Origin of the sequence: Robbsia andropogonis, assembly GCF_034047095.1 — a bacterium.
Classification (GTDB): domain Bacteria; phylum Pseudomonadota; class Gammaproteobacteria; order Burkholderiales; family Burkholderiaceae; genus Robbsia; species Robbsia andropogonis.
In genome coordinates this window covers 2,366,654-2,385,670 of the sequence record NZ_CP139170.1, presented here as the reverse complement: position 1 = coordinate 2,385,670, position 19,017 = coordinate 2,366,654, and the positions used below count along the sequence as shown (strand labels likewise).

Below are 19,017 nucleotides of genomic sequence, written 5' to 3'. Positions count from 1 at the left end.
GAAAGGATATGCAGAAATCCCGCATATCCAAGCTATTTGATGCATAGATGCTGAGAAATAGCTTGACGAAGTAAAAGACCTTACCTATAATATGGGTCTTTCGCGGTAAGTGAAGTTGAAAAATATCACGGACGTCAGAGCGGCGGTAAGCGGTTGCCGTGATGATCGCGTGCAATGCGAATGTGTAATAAGCGAAGGTTTCGTCCCCTTCGTCTAGAGGCCTAGGACATCACCCTTTCACGGTGAGTACAGGGGTTCGAATCCCCTAGGGGACGCCAGAACGTCGGGAAGATCGCGGGAGCGCCGTGTATATTCCAGTAGCCAGAGCGCGATAGTGTGCGCTTGCACTACGATGATGTGAAGTTTGGAGTGGTAGTTCAGTTGGTTAGAATACCGGCCTGTCACGCCGGGGGTCGCGGGTTCGAGTCCCGTCCACTCCGCCAGCATGTGTTGTATCGAAACCCCTGCCTGTCAAAAGACACGCAGGGGTTTTCGTTTTGAACGGTCGACATGCGTCGTTTATGGACGCCCGTCCTGCGCATCACATAAGGCTTGTCCAGACCGCCGCGTCAGTCCGAGGGTGGAGTGCCCGATGTGGCATTGCCGTTGAACCGTCGGACCACATAGCGACGATAGATTCCCAAGCCGATCGCCGCCACGCCCAGACTCAGCGTGTTTGCAATCCAGAAACCCTTCGCCCCGGTCCACGCCTCGGGCAGGTAGCCAGCAATATCAAAGCCCATCCAATAGCCGCCACCCAGCCCCACGCCCCATAACGCTATCGCGTAGATGGCCGTCGGAATCACCGTCACCTGATAGCTACGCAGCACGAAAGCGGTGCTCACCTGAAGCGCGTCGAAGACGTGATACGCCGCAACGATCACCAGCAGGCTGGCGGCGGTGGCTGCAACGCGCGTATCCGACGTATAAGCGGAAGCAATCGGACTGCGCAGCAGTAGTACGATACCGGCGTATCCGAGTCCGACGACGCTGGCGAACAGAATGCCGCTGCTCGATATCCGTCGGGCGTCCGAGAGCGCATTTGCGCCAATCCGCTGCGCCACCAACGTGGCGGTGCCGATACCGATCGACATCGGTGTCATATACAGGACGGCGCCCAGGTTGCCGGCGATCTGATGCGCCGCCAATGTGGCGGTACCGAAGCGTGCGATAAACAACGCCATGAAGGTATAGGACGTGACTTCGATCAGATAGGACACGCCCATCGGCACGCCGAGTTTCAGCAACGCCCGTTGGTGCCGCCATTGGGGCCAGGAAAAGCGTGCAATGATGCCGAGTGGCTTGAAAGCATTGCCGCGTGACATGATCCATAGCGCGGCACACGCATCGATCAGGTTGATGGCCGTACTGGCCAGTGCGCAGCCGATGCCGCCCATAGGCGCAATGCCCACTAAGCCGAAGATCAAGGCATAGTTCGCCGGGATCTTGACCGCCAGCGAGATAACCTGCAAGGTCATGACAATGCGCGGCCTGCCGATTGCGGTCGAGAGCGAGTTGAAAATGCGAAACAATAGCGCGCCAGGTAATCCGACAGCGAGAATGCGAAGATAGCGGGTGGCGTTGCCCCGCAGCTCGGCATTGGCGTGCGCCACGTCGAGCAGGGGAGCTGGAAAGGCCAGCAATACGGCGCCGATGATGCTGAGCGCCAACGCCAACCACAGCGCTTGGCGTGTTTGCTCCCCGATCTCCGCAACGCGTCCGGCTCCGTACAGGTTTCCAGCGATCGGCGAGAGGGCGACAAGAATGCCGGTCAAGGCAACATAGATACTGATATAGATCGAAGCGCCCAACCCCAGCGACGCAAGGCTTTCTGCCGAATATCGGCCGACCATGGCAGTATCGATGACGCCAAACGCGATGACGGCCAGTTGCCCGACGAGCACCGGCCATGCCAGCTGTACAATCCCGCGGATATCGGCGCGGCGGCGGGCGAATGAAGGCGTGAGAAGCAGTGATTCAGAAGATGGCGGTAAGGCTGGCACGGACTCGCTCGCGAAACAACAAAAGGGTGTCGGGCCCGCCCCGGCGGGGCCGCGATCCAGCGTGCGGGCCTGCTAGGGCGTGTTCCGGAAGGCAGGCGCCGCGGCGTGGCGCCGTGCGTGCTCCGCGTCGACGACACGCACATACAGCCGGAACCGTTCGTCACGGTCGGCGGCACGGCGGCCTTCCCAGACTTTTTGCCAACGATATGGTTTCAGGTCGGTCGGATCAGAAAAGTCATCGGTGTCCTGCCGCAGCAGTACATCGCAGTCATCGCGACCAAAACCAAAACGCATATCCTGAAAATACCCGAACGATGCGATTTGCGCGTCGCCGAGTCGAACCGGCGCAATACAGTGATAGTCCACCGGCAAGTGCGCGGCAATCTGGGCCGCAACGCCGCGATAGGTCCGGCTGTAATTGATGATAGGCAACCACAGCGTCATCAATAGCACCCACATCAACGTCGTGCCGAAGCTGGATAATACGACGCTGCGCCACAACACTTCCGGCCGCCTTGCCAGTCGCCAGCGCACCAGCGCGAACCAGCAGCCGGTGATCACGATCGCACCCAGTAGCGCGATCCATTTGAACGATGGATGGAAGCCCGGTACCAGGCGGCCCAGATTACGCGCCATAGGCGCCGGGAATCCCGTCAGGCTTGCAATCCATACCAGCCAGACAGCACCGCTCAGGATCGTGAAACTGAGCACCGCAAACCAGTCGATGGCATTGATCGCGCCACGCTTCAACGTCGGCAACGAAAATGCCGCCATCATTGAAAGGCAGGGCAGCAACAGAATGAACATCCGATTCGTCTGATGGCTTTGCAGGATGACCAGCACCAGCAGCGGCAAGATCAGCGACAACGGCGCGATGATATGCGGCGCACGGCGCCAGCCGCGCCAGCTATACCAAGCCCAGGCCGCCAACGGCCACGCTGGCCATGTGAACAGCGGCAGGTTCTTCGCCGCATAGAACAAGACGCTGTTCAGCGGTCCGCTGTAGAAATCGAAATTGCCATGCACCCAGGCGCGCAGGTAGTCCCGTGCCGCCGCCGCATCGACATACCAGGCCAGTGCAGGCCATGAAACAGCGAGCAACCCTGCCAATGGCACGCCGATCAGCAGCATCGTCCGGCTGCGGAAATGCTGGCTCAGGTAAGCAGCGAGACCGCTGCAGATACCAAGGACGACGGGTAGCAAGGGATTGGCTGCCAGCGTCAAGAGCCCCAAGCCGACCCCCCAATAGGCGCCGCCCTGAAACGGTTTGTCGGATGCGCGGACCAGGCCGTACAGGATCATCGCGATCGACAGGAACTGCATCAATTGAGGCGTGGTTTCATGACCCCGTTCGGCAAGCCCGAAACAGGCCAGCAGGATCAGTACCGCGCCATCGGCGATGGTGCGACCGTAATCGGCGGGCAAGGGCTCACCGCCGAACACATATTTGAAAGGCTGGACTTCAGGTCGTCGCCCCATCAAATAGGTGCCGTACCAGACCATGCCGCAACATAGCGAAAAGAGCAGCGCCGTCACCACGCGCGCCGCGCTGCCGGGATCGATCATCGGCAGCAGTCGGATGGCCGAGGCGCCAAGCCAGTAGGCAAGGGGGCCGTCCGCCGGCATCGGCTTGCCGAAGAGGTTCGGAAACAGCCAGTCGTGGAGGTTGCCTTTGCCGAGCGTCCACATCACCCCAAAGCCTGCGGCATCCTCGTTTTTCCACGGGTCGCGGCCAAACAGGCCGAATGCCGCATAGACGACGCAGATCGCAAGCAACACTGCCCGCGGCAAAGGCCGGGTAGCGGAGGCTGTCAGGCGAACGACGGATTTGAAACCGGTGGTCATGGCAAGGCAGGAGACGGCAGCAGACGTGGAGGCGAGGAGGGACAGACAAAAAAGGGCAGCCACGGCTGCCCCTTTTTCGTCGCGAACAATGCCGATGTGTAGGACATTGGCATTGACGGATTCCGCTTACTCGGCCTTCGCGGCGCCTGGGCGGTTGAACTTGGCGAACTTCGCCTTGAACTTCTCGATACGGCCGCCCGTATCCAGAATCTTTTGCGTACCCGTGTAGAAGGGGTGCGTTTCCGATGACGTTTCGACCTTCAGCAACGGGTATTCCTTGCCTTCGATCGTGATCTTTTCGCGCGTCGATACCGTCGAGCGGGTAATGAAGATAAAGCCGTCCGAGGACAGATCTTGCACCGCCACTTCACGGTAATTCGGGTGAATGTCTTTTTTCATGATGACTTCCTAGGTCTGGCGGTAGCCAGCTCGCCGGGGTCGCAAACCGCCACGATATCGTGCGGGTGCCGGTGTTCGTACCGGCAAGCGGACGCCGCGCTGGGCGAACTGCTGCCGTGAGACCAGCTCGGACCTTGCCGCGAGCCACTTGCCTGGGTATAAAAGCGAAGCTGCAGATTATGCCAGAAATTGCCGACGCCGCGTAGCGTTGTTTCTGGCGCTACGCGTCAGCGACGCATCATGTCGAAGAACTCGGCATTCGATCGCGTTTCCTTGATCTTGCCGAGGATCATCTCCATCGCCGCCACATCGTCCATTTCCGACATCACCTTGCGCAGCGGCCACAACTTCTTGTGCAGCACGTCCGAATCGATCAGCAAGTCCTCGCGACGCGTACCCGAGCGGTTCAGATTGATCGCCGGATAGATGCGCTTTTCGGCCAGACGACGTTCCAGGTGCACTTCCATATTGCCGGTGCCCTTGAATTCTTCGAAGATCACGTCGTCCATCCGGCTGCCGGTTTCGATCAGCGCGGTGCCGATGATGGTCAGTGAACCGCCTTCCTCGATATTCCGTGCCGCGCCGAAGAAGCGCTTCGGACGTTGCAGCGCGTTTGCATCGACACCGCCGGTCAACACCTTACCGGAAGCCGGCACGACGGTATTGTAGGCGCGGGCGAGGCGGGTGATCGAGTCCAGCAGGATGACCACGTCGCGCTTCATCTCCACCAGACGTTTCGCTTTCTCGATGACCATTTCAGCCACTTGAACGTGCCGCGATGCCGGTTCATCGAACGTCGAGGCGATCACTTCGCCCTTGACCGAGCGCTGCATTTCAGTGACTTCTTCCGGCCGTTCGTCGATCAGCAAGACGAACAGTTGCACGTCCGGATAGTTCGTCGCGATCGAGTGCGCGATGTGCTGGAGCATGACCGTCTTGCCCGACTTTGGCGATGCAACGAGGAGACCCCGCTGACCCCGACCGATCGGCGCGATCATGTCAATGACGCGACATGTCGCATTTTCGGTGCGGCTCGACAGCGCGCCGCGCGCGTTTTGGTCAGTGATTTCGGACTCGAGTTTCAGCGGCCGGTTCGGATGTAGCGGCGTGAGGTTCTCGAACATGATTTTATGTTTCGAGGCCTCAGGCGGCATCATGTTGACCTTATCCACCTTGACCAATGCAAAGTAGCGTTCGCCATCCTTCGGCACGCGCACTTCGCCTTCGATCGTGTCGCCGGTGTGCAGGTTGAAGCGGCGGATCTGCGACGGACTGATATAGATGTCGTCGGTACTGGCCAGATAAGACGTTTCAGGCGAACGGAGAAAGCCGAAACCGTCCGGCAGCACTTCCAGCGTGCCGTCGCCGTAAATGGTCTCCCCGGTTTTCGCTTTCTTTTTAAGGATCGCGAACATCAGTTCCTGCTTGCGCAGGCGATTCGCGTTTTCGATATCAAGGCCGCCGGCCATCTCGATCAATTCAGAGACGTGCTTGGATTTGAGCTCGGATAGATGCATACAGGGTGACCGCCTACGGAGGGAAGACGACGAATAAAGTGAGAGGTGAGCGGACGCTCGGGAGAATAAACAGCGTGATGTTTTAATTTTGCCGGCGCTGGCGTACAACACCGTCGTGCCACCGCTGCCCGACACACATTACGATGCGCTGATATGGAGGGCTGCGGAAGGATCAAGAATGCGAAAAGAACATGCGCTAAAGCCGTATTCGCGGGGCGATGCCTGGCAGTTGCTGGCTGATCCAGGCACATTCCCTGTGCGGGCTTTGTCGTACGTCATGCGGGTATGAACGTCGCATGAGTACAACGGGCGCTTGCATTCATCACGCTAGTGTAACAGATGTCAGCGCAGGCGCAATAGCGGATGTTGAAAATGCAACACGAGCGCGCCGCCGCCAAACGGAAGTGACCAGCGCGGCGGGAGCGCGCTATTTATAGATGGCTGTCTAGGAAAGCTGTCAATTGGGACTTCGACAGCGCCCCTACTTTTTGCGCCGCAACCGAGCCGTTCTTGAACAGGATCAGCGTTGGGATGCCGCGTACGCCGAACTTCGCCGGGGTCGATTGGTTCTCGTCCACGTTCAGCTTGGCAACCTGGACCTTTTCGCCATATTGTTGCGCGACCTCGTCAAGGATCGGCGCAATCATCTTGCACGGTCCGCACCATTCCGCCCAGAAATCCAGCAAAACCGGCTTGTCCGCTTTGATCACGTCGCCTTCGAACGAGGCGTCGCTGATATGTTTGATGTGTTCGCTCATGGATGAAATAACCTTGTTGCGTTCGCGCTCGTCCCAGGGGCGAAGGCTTGCCCGGTTGCGGCCGTTCAGATCACGGAAGGGCTTCGAAGAGCCACGTCCCCGCCCCGCAGGCCTGCCTTGGTACGAGCGAACTAGGATGTCAAGATACACTAATTCGGCGAGTGTGTCCGGCGTCGGCGTGCCGAGGATTGCCTTGCTTGGCAAGGATATGACGACGTCTTTGCACATTACAAGAGGGCTCGGGCCTCATCAATAAGGGTTGGTCGGCCCATCCGGCGCGCCGCAGGCTTGCCGGCACGGATGGATTCGCGCTATAATCGCGAGTTCTCCCTTGCCACACCGTCGAGGCGAGCATGTTTTCGTAGGGCTAGGGTGCGGGAGGGTGTACTTCCTGTGGCCGTGCTCTGTCCGCGCCATGCATCGCTTCTGTCGGGTGGCTGTTAACCCAGAAGGAGCGCGTATGTCGCGTCACTACGAAATCGTATTTATCGTACACCCGGATCAGAGTGAGCAGGTGCCCGCGATGATCGAACGGTACAAGTCCACGATTACCGCCCAAGGCGGCAGCATTCACCGCGTGGAAGATTGGGGTCGCCGTCAACTGGCATACCTGATCGAGAAGCTGGCGAAGGCCCACTATGTCTGCATGAACATCGAATGCAGCCAGGAAACGCTGGAAGAGCTGGAACACGCATTCAAGTTCAACGATGCGGTGCTGCGTCACCTGATCGTCAAGACGAAGAAGGCGGAGACCGCCCCGTCGCCGATGATGAAGGAAGTGCAGCGTGAAGAAGCGCGGAAGTCGGCTGCGGCAGCACGCCCTGCTGACGCGGCTCAGGCTCCGGCCTGAGTGCGGCTGTCCGGGAAGTCGAATGTAGGGCGGACCTGGCAATGAACAGGCTGCAGCTGGATGGGACGGTGCTTGAGCGCGGCACGTTGCGCTATACCCCGGCCGGGGTGCCCGTCCTGGACCTGAAGCTGCACTGTGTGTCGGAGGTTGAGGAAGCCGGTTTTAGCCGACGCGTCGAAGTGGTCGTGCCGGCACGGGTTGCCGGCGGTCTGACCGATGCGCTACAGCGGCTGGCACTCGATCGGAGCATGCGGTTCGCCGGGTTTCTCGCCCCGCTGAAACAACAGTCCCGGACGCTGATTTTTCATATCACCGATTTGCAAGACATCGTTTAGCAAGATATTAGGATAAGGACACCATCATGCCGCGTCCCACCGGAAAGAAGTTCGAAAAGCGTCGCCCGCAACAAAACCCGCTGTTCAAGCGCAAGAAGTTCTGCCGTTTCACCGCGGCGGGCGTCGAGTCCATCGATTACAAGGACATCGACACGCTGAAGGATTTCATCAGCGAAAACGGCAAGATCACGCCGGCCCGTTTGACGGGTACGAAGGCCCGCTACCAGCGTCAGCTGGGTACGGCAATCAAGCGCGCACGGTATTTGTCGCTGCTGCCGTACTCCGACCAGCACCACGGTTAAGCCTTCGCGCATAAGGAGCATTGGAAATGGAAGTTATTTTGCTGGAAAAGACCCAGAACCTGGGCAACCTGGGTGACATCGTGCGTGTGAAGGACGGCTATGCCCGTAACTTCCTGCTGCCGCGCAAGATCGCGCGTCGGGCCACGGCATCGGCCGTGAAGGAATTCGAAGCACGTCGCGCCGAGCTGGAAAAGCTGGCGGCCGAGAAGTTGGCTGCCGCACAAGCCGCTGCTGAAAAGCTGACGTCGCTAAAGGTGACCCTGTCGCAAAAGGCGGGTGTTGACGGTCGTCTGTTTGGTTCGGTGACGAATCACGACGTGTCGGCTGAGCTGAACAAGCTGGGCATCGACGTATCCAAGCAACAAGTGCGTCTGCCGGAAGGCATCATGAAGACGATCGGCGAACACCCGGCGCAGGTGCTCCTGCACACGGATGTTGTTGTCGATATCACCGTGACCGTGGTTGGCGAAACGGTCTGACCGACCGCCCGCGTGCTGACCTGTCGAGTTGCAATGCAGTTGCAAAAATCGCTGGGTGCGTGACGCGGCGTCGTGGCGCAGTCTACGAAGGCAAAGGCCGGATCTCCGGCCTTTGCCTTTTTTGTTTGCGGGGGATGTCGCCCTGGGGCGGAGTGCCCCTTTATAATTGGTTCCCATGAACGCTTCGAATAAAGATCCGCAGCTTGAGTCGCTGAAAGTTCCGCCTCATTCCATCGAGGCGGAACAATCGGTGCTGGGTGGCCTATTGCTCGACAACGCCGCATGGGACCGTATCGCGGATTTCGTCGCGGAAGGGGACTTCTACCGCTACGACCACCGAATGATCTTCCAGCATATCGGTCGGCTGATCTCGACGGCCAGACCGGCTGACGTGATCACGGTGTTCGAGTCGCTGACCCTGGCGGGCAAGGCCGATGACGTCGGCGGCTTGACGTATTTGAATTCGCTCGCGCAAAACACGCCGAGCGCGGCAAATATCCGCCGCTATGCCGAGATCGTCCGCGATCGCGGCGTGTTACGCAAACTTGTTACCATTGCTGACGATATCTCCGGTGGCGCCTTCAATCCACAGGGCCGTGAAGTGCGGCAACTGCTGGATGAAGCCGAATCCAAGATCTTCGCAATTGCGGAGGAGGGGGCACGTTCGCAGCAGGGTTTCCTGGAGATCAAGCCGCTGTTGTCGCAGGTCGTGGAGCGTATCGACACGCTGTATCACCAGGACAACAGCAGCGATGTGACCGGGACGCCAACGGGATTCGTCGATCTTGATCGCATGACCTCCGGGATGCATGGCGGCGAATTGATCATCATCGCCGGTCGTCCGTCAATGGGCAAGACGTCGTTGGCAATGAATATCGGCGAATACGTTGCAATCGAATACGGTCTGCCGATCGCGGTGTTTTCGATGGAAATGCCGGGTACCCAACTGGCAATGCGGATGTTGGGCTCGACCGGACGTCTTGATGCGCACCGACTGCGGACGGGCAAGCTGACCGATGATGACTGGCCGAAGCTGACGCACGCCGTGCAGAAGATGGGTGAGGCCCAGATTTTCATCGACGAACAGGGCGGCTTGAATCCGATGGAGTTACGTGCCCGCGCGCGGCGCTTGTCGCGCCAGTGCGGCCAACTCGGTCTGATCGTCATCGATTACCTCCAACTGATGTCCGGTTCGAGTACCGGGGAGAACCGGGCGACTGAAATTTCTGAAATATCGCGATCCCTCAAGAGCCTCGCGAAGGAACTGAATGTGCCGGTGATCGCGCTGTCGCAGTTGAACCGAAGCTTGGAACAACGGCCAAACAAGCGTCCGGTAATGTCCGACCTGCGGGAATCGGGCGCCATCGAGCAGGATGCCGATGTGATCTTGTTTATCTATCGCGATGAGGTCTATAACCCGGATACGCCGGACAAGGGAACGGCCGAGCTGATCATCGGCAAACAGCGTAACGGCCCGATCGGGACGGTGCGATTGACGTTCCTTGGTCAATATACGAAGTTCGATAATTTCGCCGGTGGAAGCGGCTTTTACGCCGCGGAATAAGACACGGTGGCATCTTCAGGCGTCGCCATGCGGCGCGATGCCGCACTACACCCCGAAGCCGCGCCCGAATCCCAGGCGCAACAATGTGCCGACGCGGTTACAATACGACATTTTTGTGACAGTGAAGCCCGGCGTCTGCCGGGTCGTCTCGGGGTACCCCTATGTTTGGTCGGTTCATGCCTACCGAAGGCAAGTTTTTCGAAATCTTCAACGCACATGCGCGCTGCATTGTGGAAGCCAGTCTTCAATTGAAGTTGTTGATTGATCACATCGACGACGTGGAAGTCTATAAGCGCCAGGTGCAGGGGTTCGAAAAGCAGGCGGACAAACTGACGCGTGATACCACGGACCTCCTGCACAAGACCTTCATCACGCCGCTGGACCGTGACGAGATCCACAAACTGATCACGACGATGGACGACATCATCGATTTGATCGAGGACGTGGCAACGGCCGTATCGTTGTACGACGTGACAAGCGTCCCGTCCGATGCCGGCGAACTGGCCGAGATTTGCGTGAAGTGCTGCAAGGAAGTGGAAAACGTCGTTCAACGGCTCCATGATCTGCGCGATCCGGCTGCCATTCTAAAAGGCTGCGAAGTCATTGACCGGCTCGAATCCGATGCCGACAAGATCTTGCGCGCCGCCATTTCGCGTCTGTTCCGCGAGGAGTCGGACGTCAAGAATCTGATCAAGCTAAAGGCCATCTACGAGTTGCTCGAAGAGGTCACCGACAAATGCGAGGATGTGGCGAACATCATCGAAGGCATCGTGCTCGAGAATGCTTAACGGATAGCTGATGGCTTCGATACATATGGCTTTATGGGCGATCGTCGTGTTGGTCGCGGTCGCATTGGTGTTCGACTTCTTGAACGGCTTCCACGATGCGGCAAACTCGATTGCCACCGTGGTGTCCACGGGCGTGCTCAAGCCGCAGCAAGCGGTGGCGTTCGCGGCATTCGCCAATGTCCTCGCGTATTTCATCTTCCACCTGAAAGTCGCGGCAACGGTGGGGCGAGGCACGATCGATCCGGAGATCATCGACCAGTATGTGATTTTCGGCGCGCTACTGGGGGCGATCGGGTGGAACATCATTACGTGGGTGTTCGGTATTCCATCGAGTTCATCCCATGCCTTGATCGGCGGACTGGTCGGCGCGGCGGTGGCGAAGACGGGGGGCTTTGCGGCCTTGAATTACGATGGCCTGATGAAAACCGTCGCCTTTATTTTTATCTCGCCGTTGCTCGGCTTCGTATTGGGGTCGGCGTTCATGGTGGCGGTCTCGTGGCTGTTTTTTCGTACGCCGCCGTCCCGTGTTGATCGCCATTTCCGGCGGTTGCAGTTGCTGTCCGCCGGGTTGTATTCGCTTGGCCATGGCGGCAATGATGCGCAGAAGACCATTGGCGTGATCTGGATGTTGCTCATCGCAAGTGGTTACGTGACCGCGCAGGCAGAGGCACCGCCGGCGTGGGTGATCGCCGCGTGTTATTTCGCGATTGGACTTGGGACCTTGTTCGGTGGATGGCGCGTGGTTCGCACCATGGGCCAGAAAATCACGAAGTTGAAACCTGTTGGCGGCTTCTGTGCCGAGTCGGGGGGGGCGGTTACGTTGTTCACCGCATCCTGGCTGGGCATTCCGGTGTCGACCACGCATACGATCACGGGTGCCATCGTCGGGGTGGGCGCGACGCAAAAGCTATCGGCAGTGCGATGGGGCGTGGCGGGACGCATTGTCTGGGCCTGGATACTGACGATTCCGGCGTCGGCAGTGCTCGCGGCTGCAGGTTGGTGGTGCGGTCGCTGGTTGTTCTAAGCCATATCAGCGCGCTTGTGCGGCGATGCGGGCGATCGGATCGTCGCTCGCCGTGCCTTGCCGATCCGCATGTGCAATCACGGCACCGATAGGATCATCGCCCACACCTTGTGATGATCGTGGTGGCGTATTGATCGGCGCGGCTGGCGCGGTGGACAGGTTTGTCGTATTGCCTGCTGGCATACCCGCCTGTGCGTAGGCGTTTTCCGGTGCAACCATCGGCTGCCCATCCTGCGGCGTCAATGGTGCACGCGGGTCCAGCGGCACGGGCGCCGTCGCGCGGCGACCCGCGATACGACGGATGCCGTCGAAGTGGCGCGCCCAATACGGATTGGAAATGTAGTCGATACGTACGGTGCCGCCGGTCGACGGGGCGTTCACGAACCGGTAGTTTCCGACATAGACGCCCACATGAGAGTACGGCCGTCCATCGGTGTTGAAAAACACCAAGTCTCCCGGTGCGATCTCATCGGGCTCGACGCTCGTGCCGGCGTAGCGCATCTGTGACGTAGTGCGAGGCAGTTGTACATCAGCCGCGTTATCGACCACGTAGCGGACTAATCCGCTGCAATCGAAACCAGACGCCGGCGTATTGCCGCCCCAGCGATACGGAATGCCCACAAGCCCCATCGCCTGCATCGAAATCTCTTCTTGCCCAACGCTGTGGTCGACGAACTTCGGCAATCCTGGCGGCGGCGTTTTCGGTCCCCAGCCATTCAGTTTGGTGCGCACGCCGCTCGCATCGGCGGACGTGTTACCTTGGTCACGCGGCGTCGTGCCGCAGGCACCCAAGATCAGCAGGCACGCCAGCGCCGTACTCGATGCGGCAAGCCGAAATGCCGCGCCCCCCGTCGTGACCGCCGTTGCCATCGCATCTGAGACCGTCTCGCCGAACGACATGCGCGCCGGTACCGCGTTCAGCGACGCAGGCGGTGATACGGTGGGACGAGGCGAATGCGAAACGGAGCGCATACGGAGAAAATCGCGCGCTGAGCGCTGCCAAAATACCACCCTGAACCGGGAAAAATGCGTTCGGGAACGGACGGCAGGTGGGCTATCGGCGCCAGCACGCAAATAGACGAGGTGCTTTTATCTTAACCGCGGCTACGCTGGTCGGCAACCGCTGTTGACTCGATACATCAGGAAAAGACGGTAAATAATTGAAATTCGACGCGTTTCCACGCCTGTCTTACGTTGTCATCATCGCAAAACAACGGCCCGGCGTGCTTGCGCAGCGCCGGGCCGGAGGGGACGGAAGCGGCATGCCGCTTCGCTATCAGAAGCAGGATCGTTGTGCGATGCACCGAACGCGCGATGCGCCGGTGTTTAACAGACGAGATCCCACGCGAACTTACAACATATCGGAGGCATAATCCGCCAGTCGCGAGCGCTCACCGCGCGCCAGCGTCACGTGCCCGCCGTGCGGCCAGCCCTTCAGGCGGTCGACCACATACGTCAGGCCCGAACTGCCTTCGGTCAGGTATGGTGTGTCGATCTGCGCAATATTCCCGAGACAGATGATTTTCGTGCCAGGACCTGCACGTGTCACCAACGTCTTCATTTGCTTGGGTGTCAGATTTTGTGCCTCGTCGATGATCACATATTTGTCGACAAAGGTTCGGCCACGCATGAAGTTCATGCTCTTGACCTTCAGGCGCGAACGAATCAGGTCTTGCGTGGCGGCGCGTCCCCATTCCCCAGCGGAATCGTCACTCTTCTGCAGCACTTCGAGGTTGTCGTCGAATGCCCCCATCCACGGCTGCATTTTCTCTTCCTCGGTGCCCGGCAGGAAGCCGATATCCTCGCCCACCGGGACCGTCGCGCGGGTGACGATGATTTCGTTATAACGCTTCTCGTCAAGTACTTGCGCCAAGCCGGCGGCCAGGGCGAGCAAGGTTTTGCCGGTACCGGCCTGACCCAACAGGCTGACAAAGTCGACGTCCGGATTCATCAGCAGGTTCAGCGCAAAATTCTGCTCACGGTTGCGTGCGGTGACGCCCCACACGTTGTTCTTGTGGTGCCCGTAATCGCGCAATGTCTGCAGCAGGGCGGTGCGACCGTTTATCTCGCGCACGACCGCATGGAATGCCGGTTCGCCGTTGTTCGGTTCCAGATACACAAACTGGTTCACCAGCATCGCGGGCACCGACGGACCGGTCAGGCGATAGAACGTCGTACCCGTTTTCACGTCCTGCCAGCTTTCCATCCCCTTGCCATGCCGGGTCCAGAAATCCTTCTGCAGCGCATGCACGCCGGTGTACAGCAGATCCTTGTCTTCGAGGACCTGATCGTTGTAGTAATCCTCGGCGGCCAATTGCAGCGCGTGGGCCTTGATCCGCATATTGATGTCTTTCGACACCAGGACCACGTCCCGTTCCGGCTGTGCGCGTTCCAGTGCGCGTACCACGCCAAGAATCTGATTGTCGGCCTTGCCTGCTGGCAGGCCCGCCACCGGAGGCACTTCCTGCAACGAGGTCTGGAAGAACAGACGGCCGCGGGCTTCGCGATTTCCCAGGCGGGACAACTGCAGGCCCGTCTGGATGTCGACGTCACCGGCCACCAGTCCGTCGAGGATGCGACTGACCTGACGCGCGTTACGCGCGACTTCCGACATGCCTTTCTTGTTGTTGTCCAGTTCCTCCAACGTCATCATCGGCAGATAGACGTCATGCTCCTCGAAACGGAACAGGGAACTCGGATCGTGCAGCAGCACGTTCGTGTCCAGGACGAACAACTTCGTCCGGACGGCGGCTGCCGCAGCGCGTGCGCCGCCTTTGGCCTGACGCGATTGCGCGCCGGCATGAGCACCGCCCGCCGTGTGATGGCGCAGGTTTTCCGGGATTTTCTGGTGGTCGCGGGCTTGCAAGGGCACATCGTCGCCGGCTTCGATACGCTCGGCACGCGGCGTGCCGGTGGGGGTGCCTGCCGCGGGGCGCGCACCTGCCGTCTGTGTTGCTGGCGCGTCATGGGTGCGGGCGACACCTTTGGCAGGGTGTTTCGCCTCGCTGACAGGTTCCGGATCTCGCAATGCCGCAGGCATTGCGGCCGGGATCGCGGTACCACTTAACTCAGCTGCCGCGGTGGGCAGGTATTCGACTTCATCGACCACCGCCACGTCGGCATCTTCCACGTGCGCGGATTTCTTTTTCGACGCCGGGGACGGGCGCAAACGCGCCTTGTATTGGTCCGCCGGTAGCAGGTCGCCAAGCTTTGAAGGCAAGGAGGGCAAAGGCATCAAGAGCTCCTATCGGACACAAGCGAACGATGCGGCAAGGTTGCCGCATCATGTAGAGCGAAACTAGGGGTGCCGCTGGCTTGCCAAAGGGTTGAGGTTGAGAGAAAACAGAAGCGAAAAAGCCGCCTCGCCTGAAAGTGGCGACGGCGGCTTTCTTCGCGCCGGGCCCGAGGTGCGGCAGCGCGGGCGGCGCGGTAAGCAAAGCAGGCAGTGAGGGCCTCGTCAAGGAGGCATGCGGAACCAGTCCGTGCGAATGCGTGCGTCATTGACCTCACTATATCCCGGCTTAGCGCGATGATTCAAGTGTTTGCGCGGCAAGCAGCACGTCGTCCGCATGCGCGTCCACCTTGAGTCCACGCCAGGCATTTCGGATCGTGCCCTTGGCGTCGATCAGAAAGGTCGATCGTTCGATGCCACGCACGGTCTTGCCGTACATTTTCTTCTCTTTCATGACGCCGTACAGGTTGCATACGGACTCGTCCTTATCGGAAACAAGGCCGAAAGGCAGTTCCAGCTTGCTTTTGAAGCGCTCATGGGACGGCAGGCTGTCGCGCGAGACGCCGACAATGACGGTATTCGCGGCGGCGAACGCCGGGGCATGATCGCGAAACGCCATGCTCTCCTTCGTGCAGCCAGGGGTGCCGTCCTTCGGGTAAAAATACAACACGACATGCTTGCCGCGTAGCGCGCTGAGCGTCAACACGTGCTTTACTGCATCTGTTTCATCGCCTTGCGTCACCGGCGCGGAGAAGTCCGGCGCCGTCTGTCCCACTGCAACCGGCGCGCCAGTCGCGGCTGTGTCCGATGCGGGAGCGTTGGCGAGGGAAGCGATCGACATTGCGCTATTCCTTTTTTTATCGATGCCGGCACAACTCGTCCGGCGGGTGAAACTGGCAAGCGGCTGCTCTCGCGCACAACAAAGCAAAGCGCCCGTCGGTGGACCGCATACGTCGCACGCCCATCAGGCGGCGTCGGGTTGAATCATCAACTCACCGGATCTTCCCGGGATACTTCCCCACGCGAACGGTCGCACCGGCAACGTTGCCGGATCGAGCGTCGCATGGTAATCGGCCATCGAGACAAGCTGATGGCCTTGCGCTTGCCAACCGCGCAATAATGCATTGAACACCGGTGCAAGCTTCTGCCCCTCCAGTTCCGCGTGCAGCGTGAAAACGTGATCACGTTCGGCGAGGACGCGGCCATTGCTGTCCGTGTCGCGGGCCGTGTACGTCAGCAATCGTTCTGCGACATTGTCGACGGTAATGTCGTCGATACCTATCAACTCATCCAGCGTTGGCAACGTGGTGGGCATTTGGATGTGGGACAGCACGCGCGTACCAACCGCCGGCCGATAGGGTCCATCGCCGCGGCCATCGGATGCGTAGGTCATGCCCCATTTATCGATCAAGGCCAGCCCGTGCTCGTTCATTTGCCAGCCGGCCGCGCCATGTGTCGTCGGCGCACGTCCGAAGATCGACACAAAGCGATCATGGGCACGTTGCATCTGCGCGCAGGTCCAGCGCGCGTCGTTGCCGCGGTCGCGCACATTGTCCTGCCAGTAGACGTGATCCCAGCAATGGATTCCCACCTCGAAGCCCGCGTCCCGGACGGCGCGCATCTCGGTCGCCGCACGTACGCCAATATCAGGGCCGGGTAATAGCGTGCCATACATCAGCGTCTTGACGCCGTAGTGTTCGACCACCGAGGTGCGGGATACTTTTTTGAGAAAACCTGGGCGGAAGACCCGGCGTAGCGCCCAGCCGGTGTGGTCCGGACCGAGGCTGAAGAGGAAGGTGGCGCCGGCTTGCGCGGCCTCCAGCATGTCGACGAGCGCCGGCACGCCCTCGCGGGTACCCCGCAGCGTGTCGACGTCGATCTTGAGAACGATGCGTGCCAAATGTATCAGTCCATCAAGGCGCGGGCTTCCACGACTTGCGAGCGATAGGCCTCGAATAACTGGCGCAGCGCATCGTCCATCGCGACTTCAGGCTTCCAGCCCAGCTCATGCATCGTGTTATCGATCTTCGGCACACGGTGCTGGACGTCCTGATAGCCCGTGCCATAGTACGCACCGGACGAGGTTTCCACGACCTGGACCGATTTCGCGCCATCCCGGTATTCCGGGAATTCGGCCGCGAGGGCCAGCATCTTTGTCGCCAGTTCGCGTACGGAGACGTTGTTGGTCGGATTGCCGATGTTATAGATCTTGCCGCTGGCAATGCCGTTCGGGTTATCGATGATTTTCATCAACGCCGCAATGCCGTCGCCGATCCAGGTAAAGGCACGCTTTTGTGCGCCGCCGTCAACCAGATTGATGTTTTCGCCCCGGACGATATGACCGAGGAATTGCGTTACCACCCGCGAACTGCCTTCCTTCGGCGTGTGGATCGAATCCAGGCCGGGTCCCATCCAGTTGAACGGGCGGAACAAGGTGAAATTCAGGCCGTCCTGCATTCCGTAGCCCCAGATCACGCGGTCAAGCAATTGCTTCGAGCACGCATAGATCCAGCGCGGCTTGTTGATCGGACCATACACGAGCGGCGAGCTTTCAGGATCGAATTCCCCATCCTCGCACATGCCGTAGACTTCGGATGTCGATGGGAAGACCAGGTGCTTGCGATACTTGACCGCCGATCGAATGATCGGCATGTTCGCTTCGAAGTCGAGCTCGAACACCCTCAGCGGTTGCTGCACGTAAGTGGCCGGTGTCGCGATGGCCACCAACGGCAGTATCACGTCGCACTTGCGCACGTGATACTCGACCCACTCCTTGTTGATCGTAATATCGCCCTCGAAGAAATGCATACGCTCATGTTTCGCGAGATCGCCCAGGCGATCGCTTTGCATATCCATGCCGTACACGTCCCAGTCCGTCGTTTCCAGAATGCGCTTCGACAGGTGGTGGCCGATAAAGCCATTGACGCCAAAAATCAGAACCTTTTTCTTCATGAGTCGCGAGAAGGGAGTGAAAGTCGCAACCAGTCGCTGGCCGTGATCGGCACATCGTCCAGTCGCAGTTCGCGGATCGCGAGGGCGCGCCCATCGCCGCATACGCCAACGATTGCATTATCCACCACATGAAAGCCGGGGGGCAAATCCGCATGCAAGGCGGCGTCGCCGGGGAGCATTCGTGCGGCGGCAAGGATAAAGCGCCGACCTGCCGCATCGTCCCAGAACGCGCCGGGATAGGGTGGCGCCACTGCTCGTATCAGGTTATACACCTGCTGCGCGGGTTGCGACCAGTCGATGCGGCCATCTTCCGGCTTGCGACCGCCAAAATACGACCCGGCAGCGAGGTCGTTCGGCAAACGTACAGCGGTGCCGTCCAGCAAGGCGGGCAGCACGCCCCATAGTGTCTGTTCCGCAGCCACGGTCACTTTTTCGAACACCTGATGCGCGGTGTCATCGGGCAAGATGGGGACCGCGGTCTGCGCAAGAATGGCGCCCGCGTCGGGCTTCGCGGTCATTTCATGCAGCGTGGCACCGGTTTCGGTCTCGCCATACAGCACGGCCCAGTTTACTGGAACGCGGCCACGGTATCGGGGCAACAGCGAGCCGTGCAGGTTATAGGCCCCACGCGGCGCCAGCGCAAGCACGTCGACCGGAAGCATATGCCGGAAGTAGAAGGAAAACAGGAAATCCGGCGCGCCGCCAGGCAGGTTGCGCAACGCTTGCCGCAGGGTCTGGCCATCGGCGACTTGCGCCGCGGTTGGCTGGATCGTCGGGATGCCGTGGTCTGCGGCGACGGCGGCGACGCTTTCGAACCAGATATGTTCTTCCGGATTGTCCTCATGCGTGACGACCAGCGCTACGTCCACGCCGCGCGCCAATAGCACACGCAGACAGCGTGCCCCCACGTTGTGATAAGCGAATACGACCGCGCGTGTTCCGGCCACGGCGCGGGTCGCGCCGTGGCTT

The 19,017-nt window shown here is 59.8% G+C and carries 17 protein-coding genes, 2 tRNA genes and 1 pseudogene; 9 read left to right on the top strand and 11 right to left on the bottom strand.

Features of this window, described 5'->3' with window-relative positions:
- Nucleotides 1-202 precede the first annotated feature (202 nt).
- Together SJQ66_RS23905 and SJQ66_RS23900 are read left to right on the top strand one after the other, a co-directional pair.
- Nucleotides 203-278 (top strand) — tRNA-Glu (locus SJQ66_RS23905).
- Nucleotides 279-366: 88 nt separating this feature from the next.
- Nucleotides 367-443 (top strand) — tRNA-Asp (locus tag SJQ66_RS23900).
- Nucleotides 444-569: 126 nt separating this feature from the next.
- On the opposite strand, the gene SJQ66_RS23895 is transcribed toward SJQ66_RS23900, so the two are convergent.
- From SJQ66_RS23895 to trxA, 5 genes are all read right to left on the bottom strand, one after another.
- Nucleotides 570-1,973, bottom strand: a complete 1,404-nt coding sequence (locus SJQ66_RS23895) for an MATE family efflux transporter (RefSeq protein WP_051504075.1) — start codon at nt 1,971-1,973, stop codon at nt 570-572.
- 102 nt (nt 1,974-2,075) lie between these two features.
- A complete protein-coding gene (locus SJQ66_RS23890) occupies nt 2,076-3,848 on the bottom strand; it encodes an ArnT family glycosyltransferase (protein WP_320535372.1) in 1,773 nt (590 codons plus the stop codon).
- 126 nt (nt 3,849-3,974) lie between these two features.
- The gene (locus SJQ66_RS23885; protein ID WP_024901256.1) at nt 3,975-4,247 is read right to left on the bottom strand and encodes a type B 50S ribosomal protein L31; all 273 of its coding nucleotides are present in this window, start codon (nt 4,245-4,247) and stop codon (nt 3,975-3,977) included.
- Between the two features lie 227 nt (nt 4,248-4,474).
- The gene (gene rho, locus SJQ66_RS23880; protein ID WP_024901255.1) at nt 4,475-5,764 is read right to left on the bottom strand and encodes a transcription termination factor Rho; all 1,290 of its coding nucleotides are present in this window, start codon (nt 5,762-5,764) and stop codon (nt 4,475-4,477) included.
- 431 nt (nt 5,765-6,195) lie between these two features.
- On the bottom strand, nt 6,196-6,522 hold the full coding sequence (trxA, locus tag SJQ66_RS23875; protein WP_024901254.1) for a thioredoxin TrxA: 327 nt from the start codon (nt 6,520-6,522) through the stop codon (nt 6,196-6,198).
- A 460-nt stretch (nt 6,523-6,982) separates the two neighbouring features.
- On the opposite strand from trxA, the gene rpsF reads away from it, so the two are divergent.
- The 7 genes from rpsF to SJQ66_RS23840 all read left to right on the top strand — a co-directional run bounded on the left by rpsF (nt 6,983) and on the right by SJQ66_RS23840 (nt 11,864).
- Nucleotides 6,983-7,372, top strand: a complete 390-nt coding sequence (gene rpsF / locus SJQ66_RS23870) for a 30S ribosomal protein S6 (protein ID WP_024901253.1) — start codon at nt 6,983-6,985, stop codon at nt 7,370-7,372.
- Nucleotides 7,373-7,413: 41 nt separating this feature from the next.
- Entirely contained in the window at nt 7,414-7,707 is a 294-nt protein-coding gene (gene priB, locus SJQ66_RS23865; protein WP_024901252.1) for a primosomal replication protein N, read from the top strand.
- Nucleotides 7,708-7,733: 26 nt separating this feature from the next.
- On the top strand, nt 7,734-8,009 hold the full coding sequence (rpsR, locus tag SJQ66_RS23860) for a 30S ribosomal protein S18 (protein ID WP_024901251.1): 276 nt from the start codon (nt 7,734-7,736) through the stop codon (nt 8,007-8,009).
- Between the two features lie 26 nt (nt 8,010-8,035).
- Nucleotides 8,036-8,488, top strand: coding sequence for a 50S ribosomal protein L9 (gene rplI, locus SJQ66_RS23855; RefSeq protein ID WP_024901250.1), 453 nt, complete (start codon nt 8,036-8,038; stop codon nt 8,486-8,488).
- A 175-nt stretch (nt 8,489-8,663) separates the two neighbouring features.
- Complete coding sequence (locus SJQ66_RS23850) at nt 8,664-10,052, top strand: replicative DNA helicase (protein ID WP_024901249.1); 1,389 nt, start codon at nt 8,664-8,666, stop codon at nt 10,050-10,052.
- Between the two features lie 161 nt (nt 10,053-10,213).
- The gene (locus tag SJQ66_RS23845; RefSeq protein ID WP_024901248.1) at nt 10,214-10,840 is read left to right on the top strand and encodes a DUF47 domain-containing protein; all 627 of its coding nucleotides are present in this window, start codon (nt 10,214-10,216) and stop codon (nt 10,838-10,840) included.
- A 10-nt stretch (nt 10,841-10,850) separates the two neighbouring features.
- Complete coding sequence (locus tag SJQ66_RS23840; protein ID WP_024901247.1) at nt 10,851-11,864, top strand: inorganic phosphate transporter; 1,014 nt, start codon at nt 10,851-10,853, stop codon at nt 11,862-11,864.
- A 284-nt stretch (nt 11,865-12,148) separates the two neighbouring features.
- On the opposite strand, the pseudogene SJQ66_RS23835 reads toward SJQ66_RS23840, so the two are convergent.
- The 6 genes and pseudogenes from SJQ66_RS23835 to SJQ66_RS23810 form a co-directional block, all read right to left on the bottom strand.
- Nucleotides 12,149-12,659, bottom strand: a pseudogene (locus SJQ66_RS23835) (C40 family peptidase); the annotation flags it as partial.
- A 556-nt stretch (nt 12,660-13,215) separates the two neighbouring features.
- Nucleotides 13,216-15,099 (bottom strand): PhoH family protein, encoded by a 1,884-nt coding sequence (locus tag SJQ66_RS23830; protein WP_320534622.1) that lies wholly within the window; start codon nt 15,097-15,099, stop codon nt 13,216-13,218.
- Between the two features lie 286 nt (nt 15,100-15,385).
- Nucleotides 15,386-15,937 (bottom strand): peroxiredoxin, encoded by a 552-nt coding sequence (locus SJQ66_RS23825; protein ID WP_024901244.1) that lies wholly within the window; start codon nt 15,935-15,937, stop codon nt 15,386-15,388.
- 123 nt (nt 15,938-16,060) lie between these two features.
- Entirely contained in the window at nt 16,061-16,996 is a 936-nt protein-coding gene (locus tag SJQ66_RS23820; RefSeq protein WP_024901243.1) for a polysaccharide deacetylase family protein, read from the bottom strand.
- 5 nt (nt 16,997-17,001) lie between these two features.
- Nucleotides 17,002-18,048 (bottom strand): bifunctional UDP-4-keto-pentose/UDP-xylose synthase, encoded by a 1,047-nt coding sequence (locus tag SJQ66_RS23815; RefSeq protein ID WP_024901242.1) that lies wholly within the window; start codon nt 18,046-18,048, stop codon nt 17,002-17,004.
- A complete protein-coding gene (locus SJQ66_RS23810; RefSeq protein ID WP_036006449.1) occupies nt 18,045-18,995 on the bottom strand; it encodes a formyltransferase in 951 nt (316 codons plus the stop codon). The genes SJQ66_RS23815 and SJQ66_RS23810 overlap by 4 nt, the downstream gene beginning before the upstream one ends.
- Nucleotides 18,996-19,017: the final 22 nt, after the last annotated feature.

Bases quoted from the DNA above. Each gene is read 5' to 3' on its own strand.
- SJQ66_RS23890 (WP_320535372.1), bottom strand. From the start codon at position 3,848: ATGACCACCGGTTTCAAATCCGTCGTTCGCCTGACAGCCTCCGCTACC.
- SJQ66_RS23885 (WP_024901256.1), bottom strand. From the start codon at position 4,247: ATGAAAAAAGACATTCACCCGAATTACCGTGAAGTGGCGGTGCAAGAT.
- rho (WP_024901255.1), bottom strand. From the start codon at position 5,764: ATGCATCTATCCGAGCTCAAATCCAAGCACGTCTCTGAATTGATCGAG.
- trxA (WP_024901254.1), bottom strand. From the start codon at position 6,522: ATGAGCGAACACATCAAACATATCAGCGACGCCTCGTTCGAAGGCGAC.
- rpsF (WP_024901253.1), top strand. From the start codon at position 6,983: ATGTCGCGTCACTACGAAATCGTATTTATCGTACACCCGGATCAGAGT.
- priB (WP_024901252.1), top strand. From the start codon at position 7,414: ATGAACAGGCTGCAGCTGGATGGGACGGTGCTTGAGCGCGGCACGTTG.
- rpsR (WP_024901251.1), top strand. From the start codon at position 7,734: ATGCCGCGTCCCACCGGAAAGAAGTTCGAAAAGCGTCGCCCGCAACAA.
- rplI (WP_024901250.1), top strand. From the start codon at position 8,036: ATGGAAGTTATTTTGCTGGAAAAGACCCAGAACCTGGGCAACCTGGGT.
- SJQ66_RS23850 (WP_024901249.1), top strand. From the start codon at position 8,664: ATGAACGCTTCGAATAAAGATCCGCAGCTTGAGTCGCTGAAAGTTCCG.
- SJQ66_RS23845 (WP_024901248.1), top strand. From the start codon at position 10,214: ATGTTTGGTCGGTTCATGCCTACCGAAGGCAAGTTTTTCGAAATCTTC.
- SJQ66_RS23840 (WP_024901247.1), top strand. From the start codon at position 10,851: ATGGCTTCGATACATATGGCTTTATGGGCGATCGTCGTGTTGGTCGCG.
- SJQ66_RS23830 (WP_320534622.1), bottom strand. From the start codon at position 15,099: ATGCCTTTGCCCTCCTTGCCTTCAAAGCTTGGCGACCTGCTACCGGCG.
- SJQ66_RS23825 (WP_024901244.1), bottom strand. From the start codon at position 15,937: ATGTCGATCGCTTCCCTCGCCAACGCTCCCGCATCGGACACAGCCGCG.
- SJQ66_RS23815 (WP_024901242.1), bottom strand. From the start codon at position 18,048: ATGAAGAAAAAGGTTCTGATTTTTGGCGTCAATGGCTTTATCGGCCAC.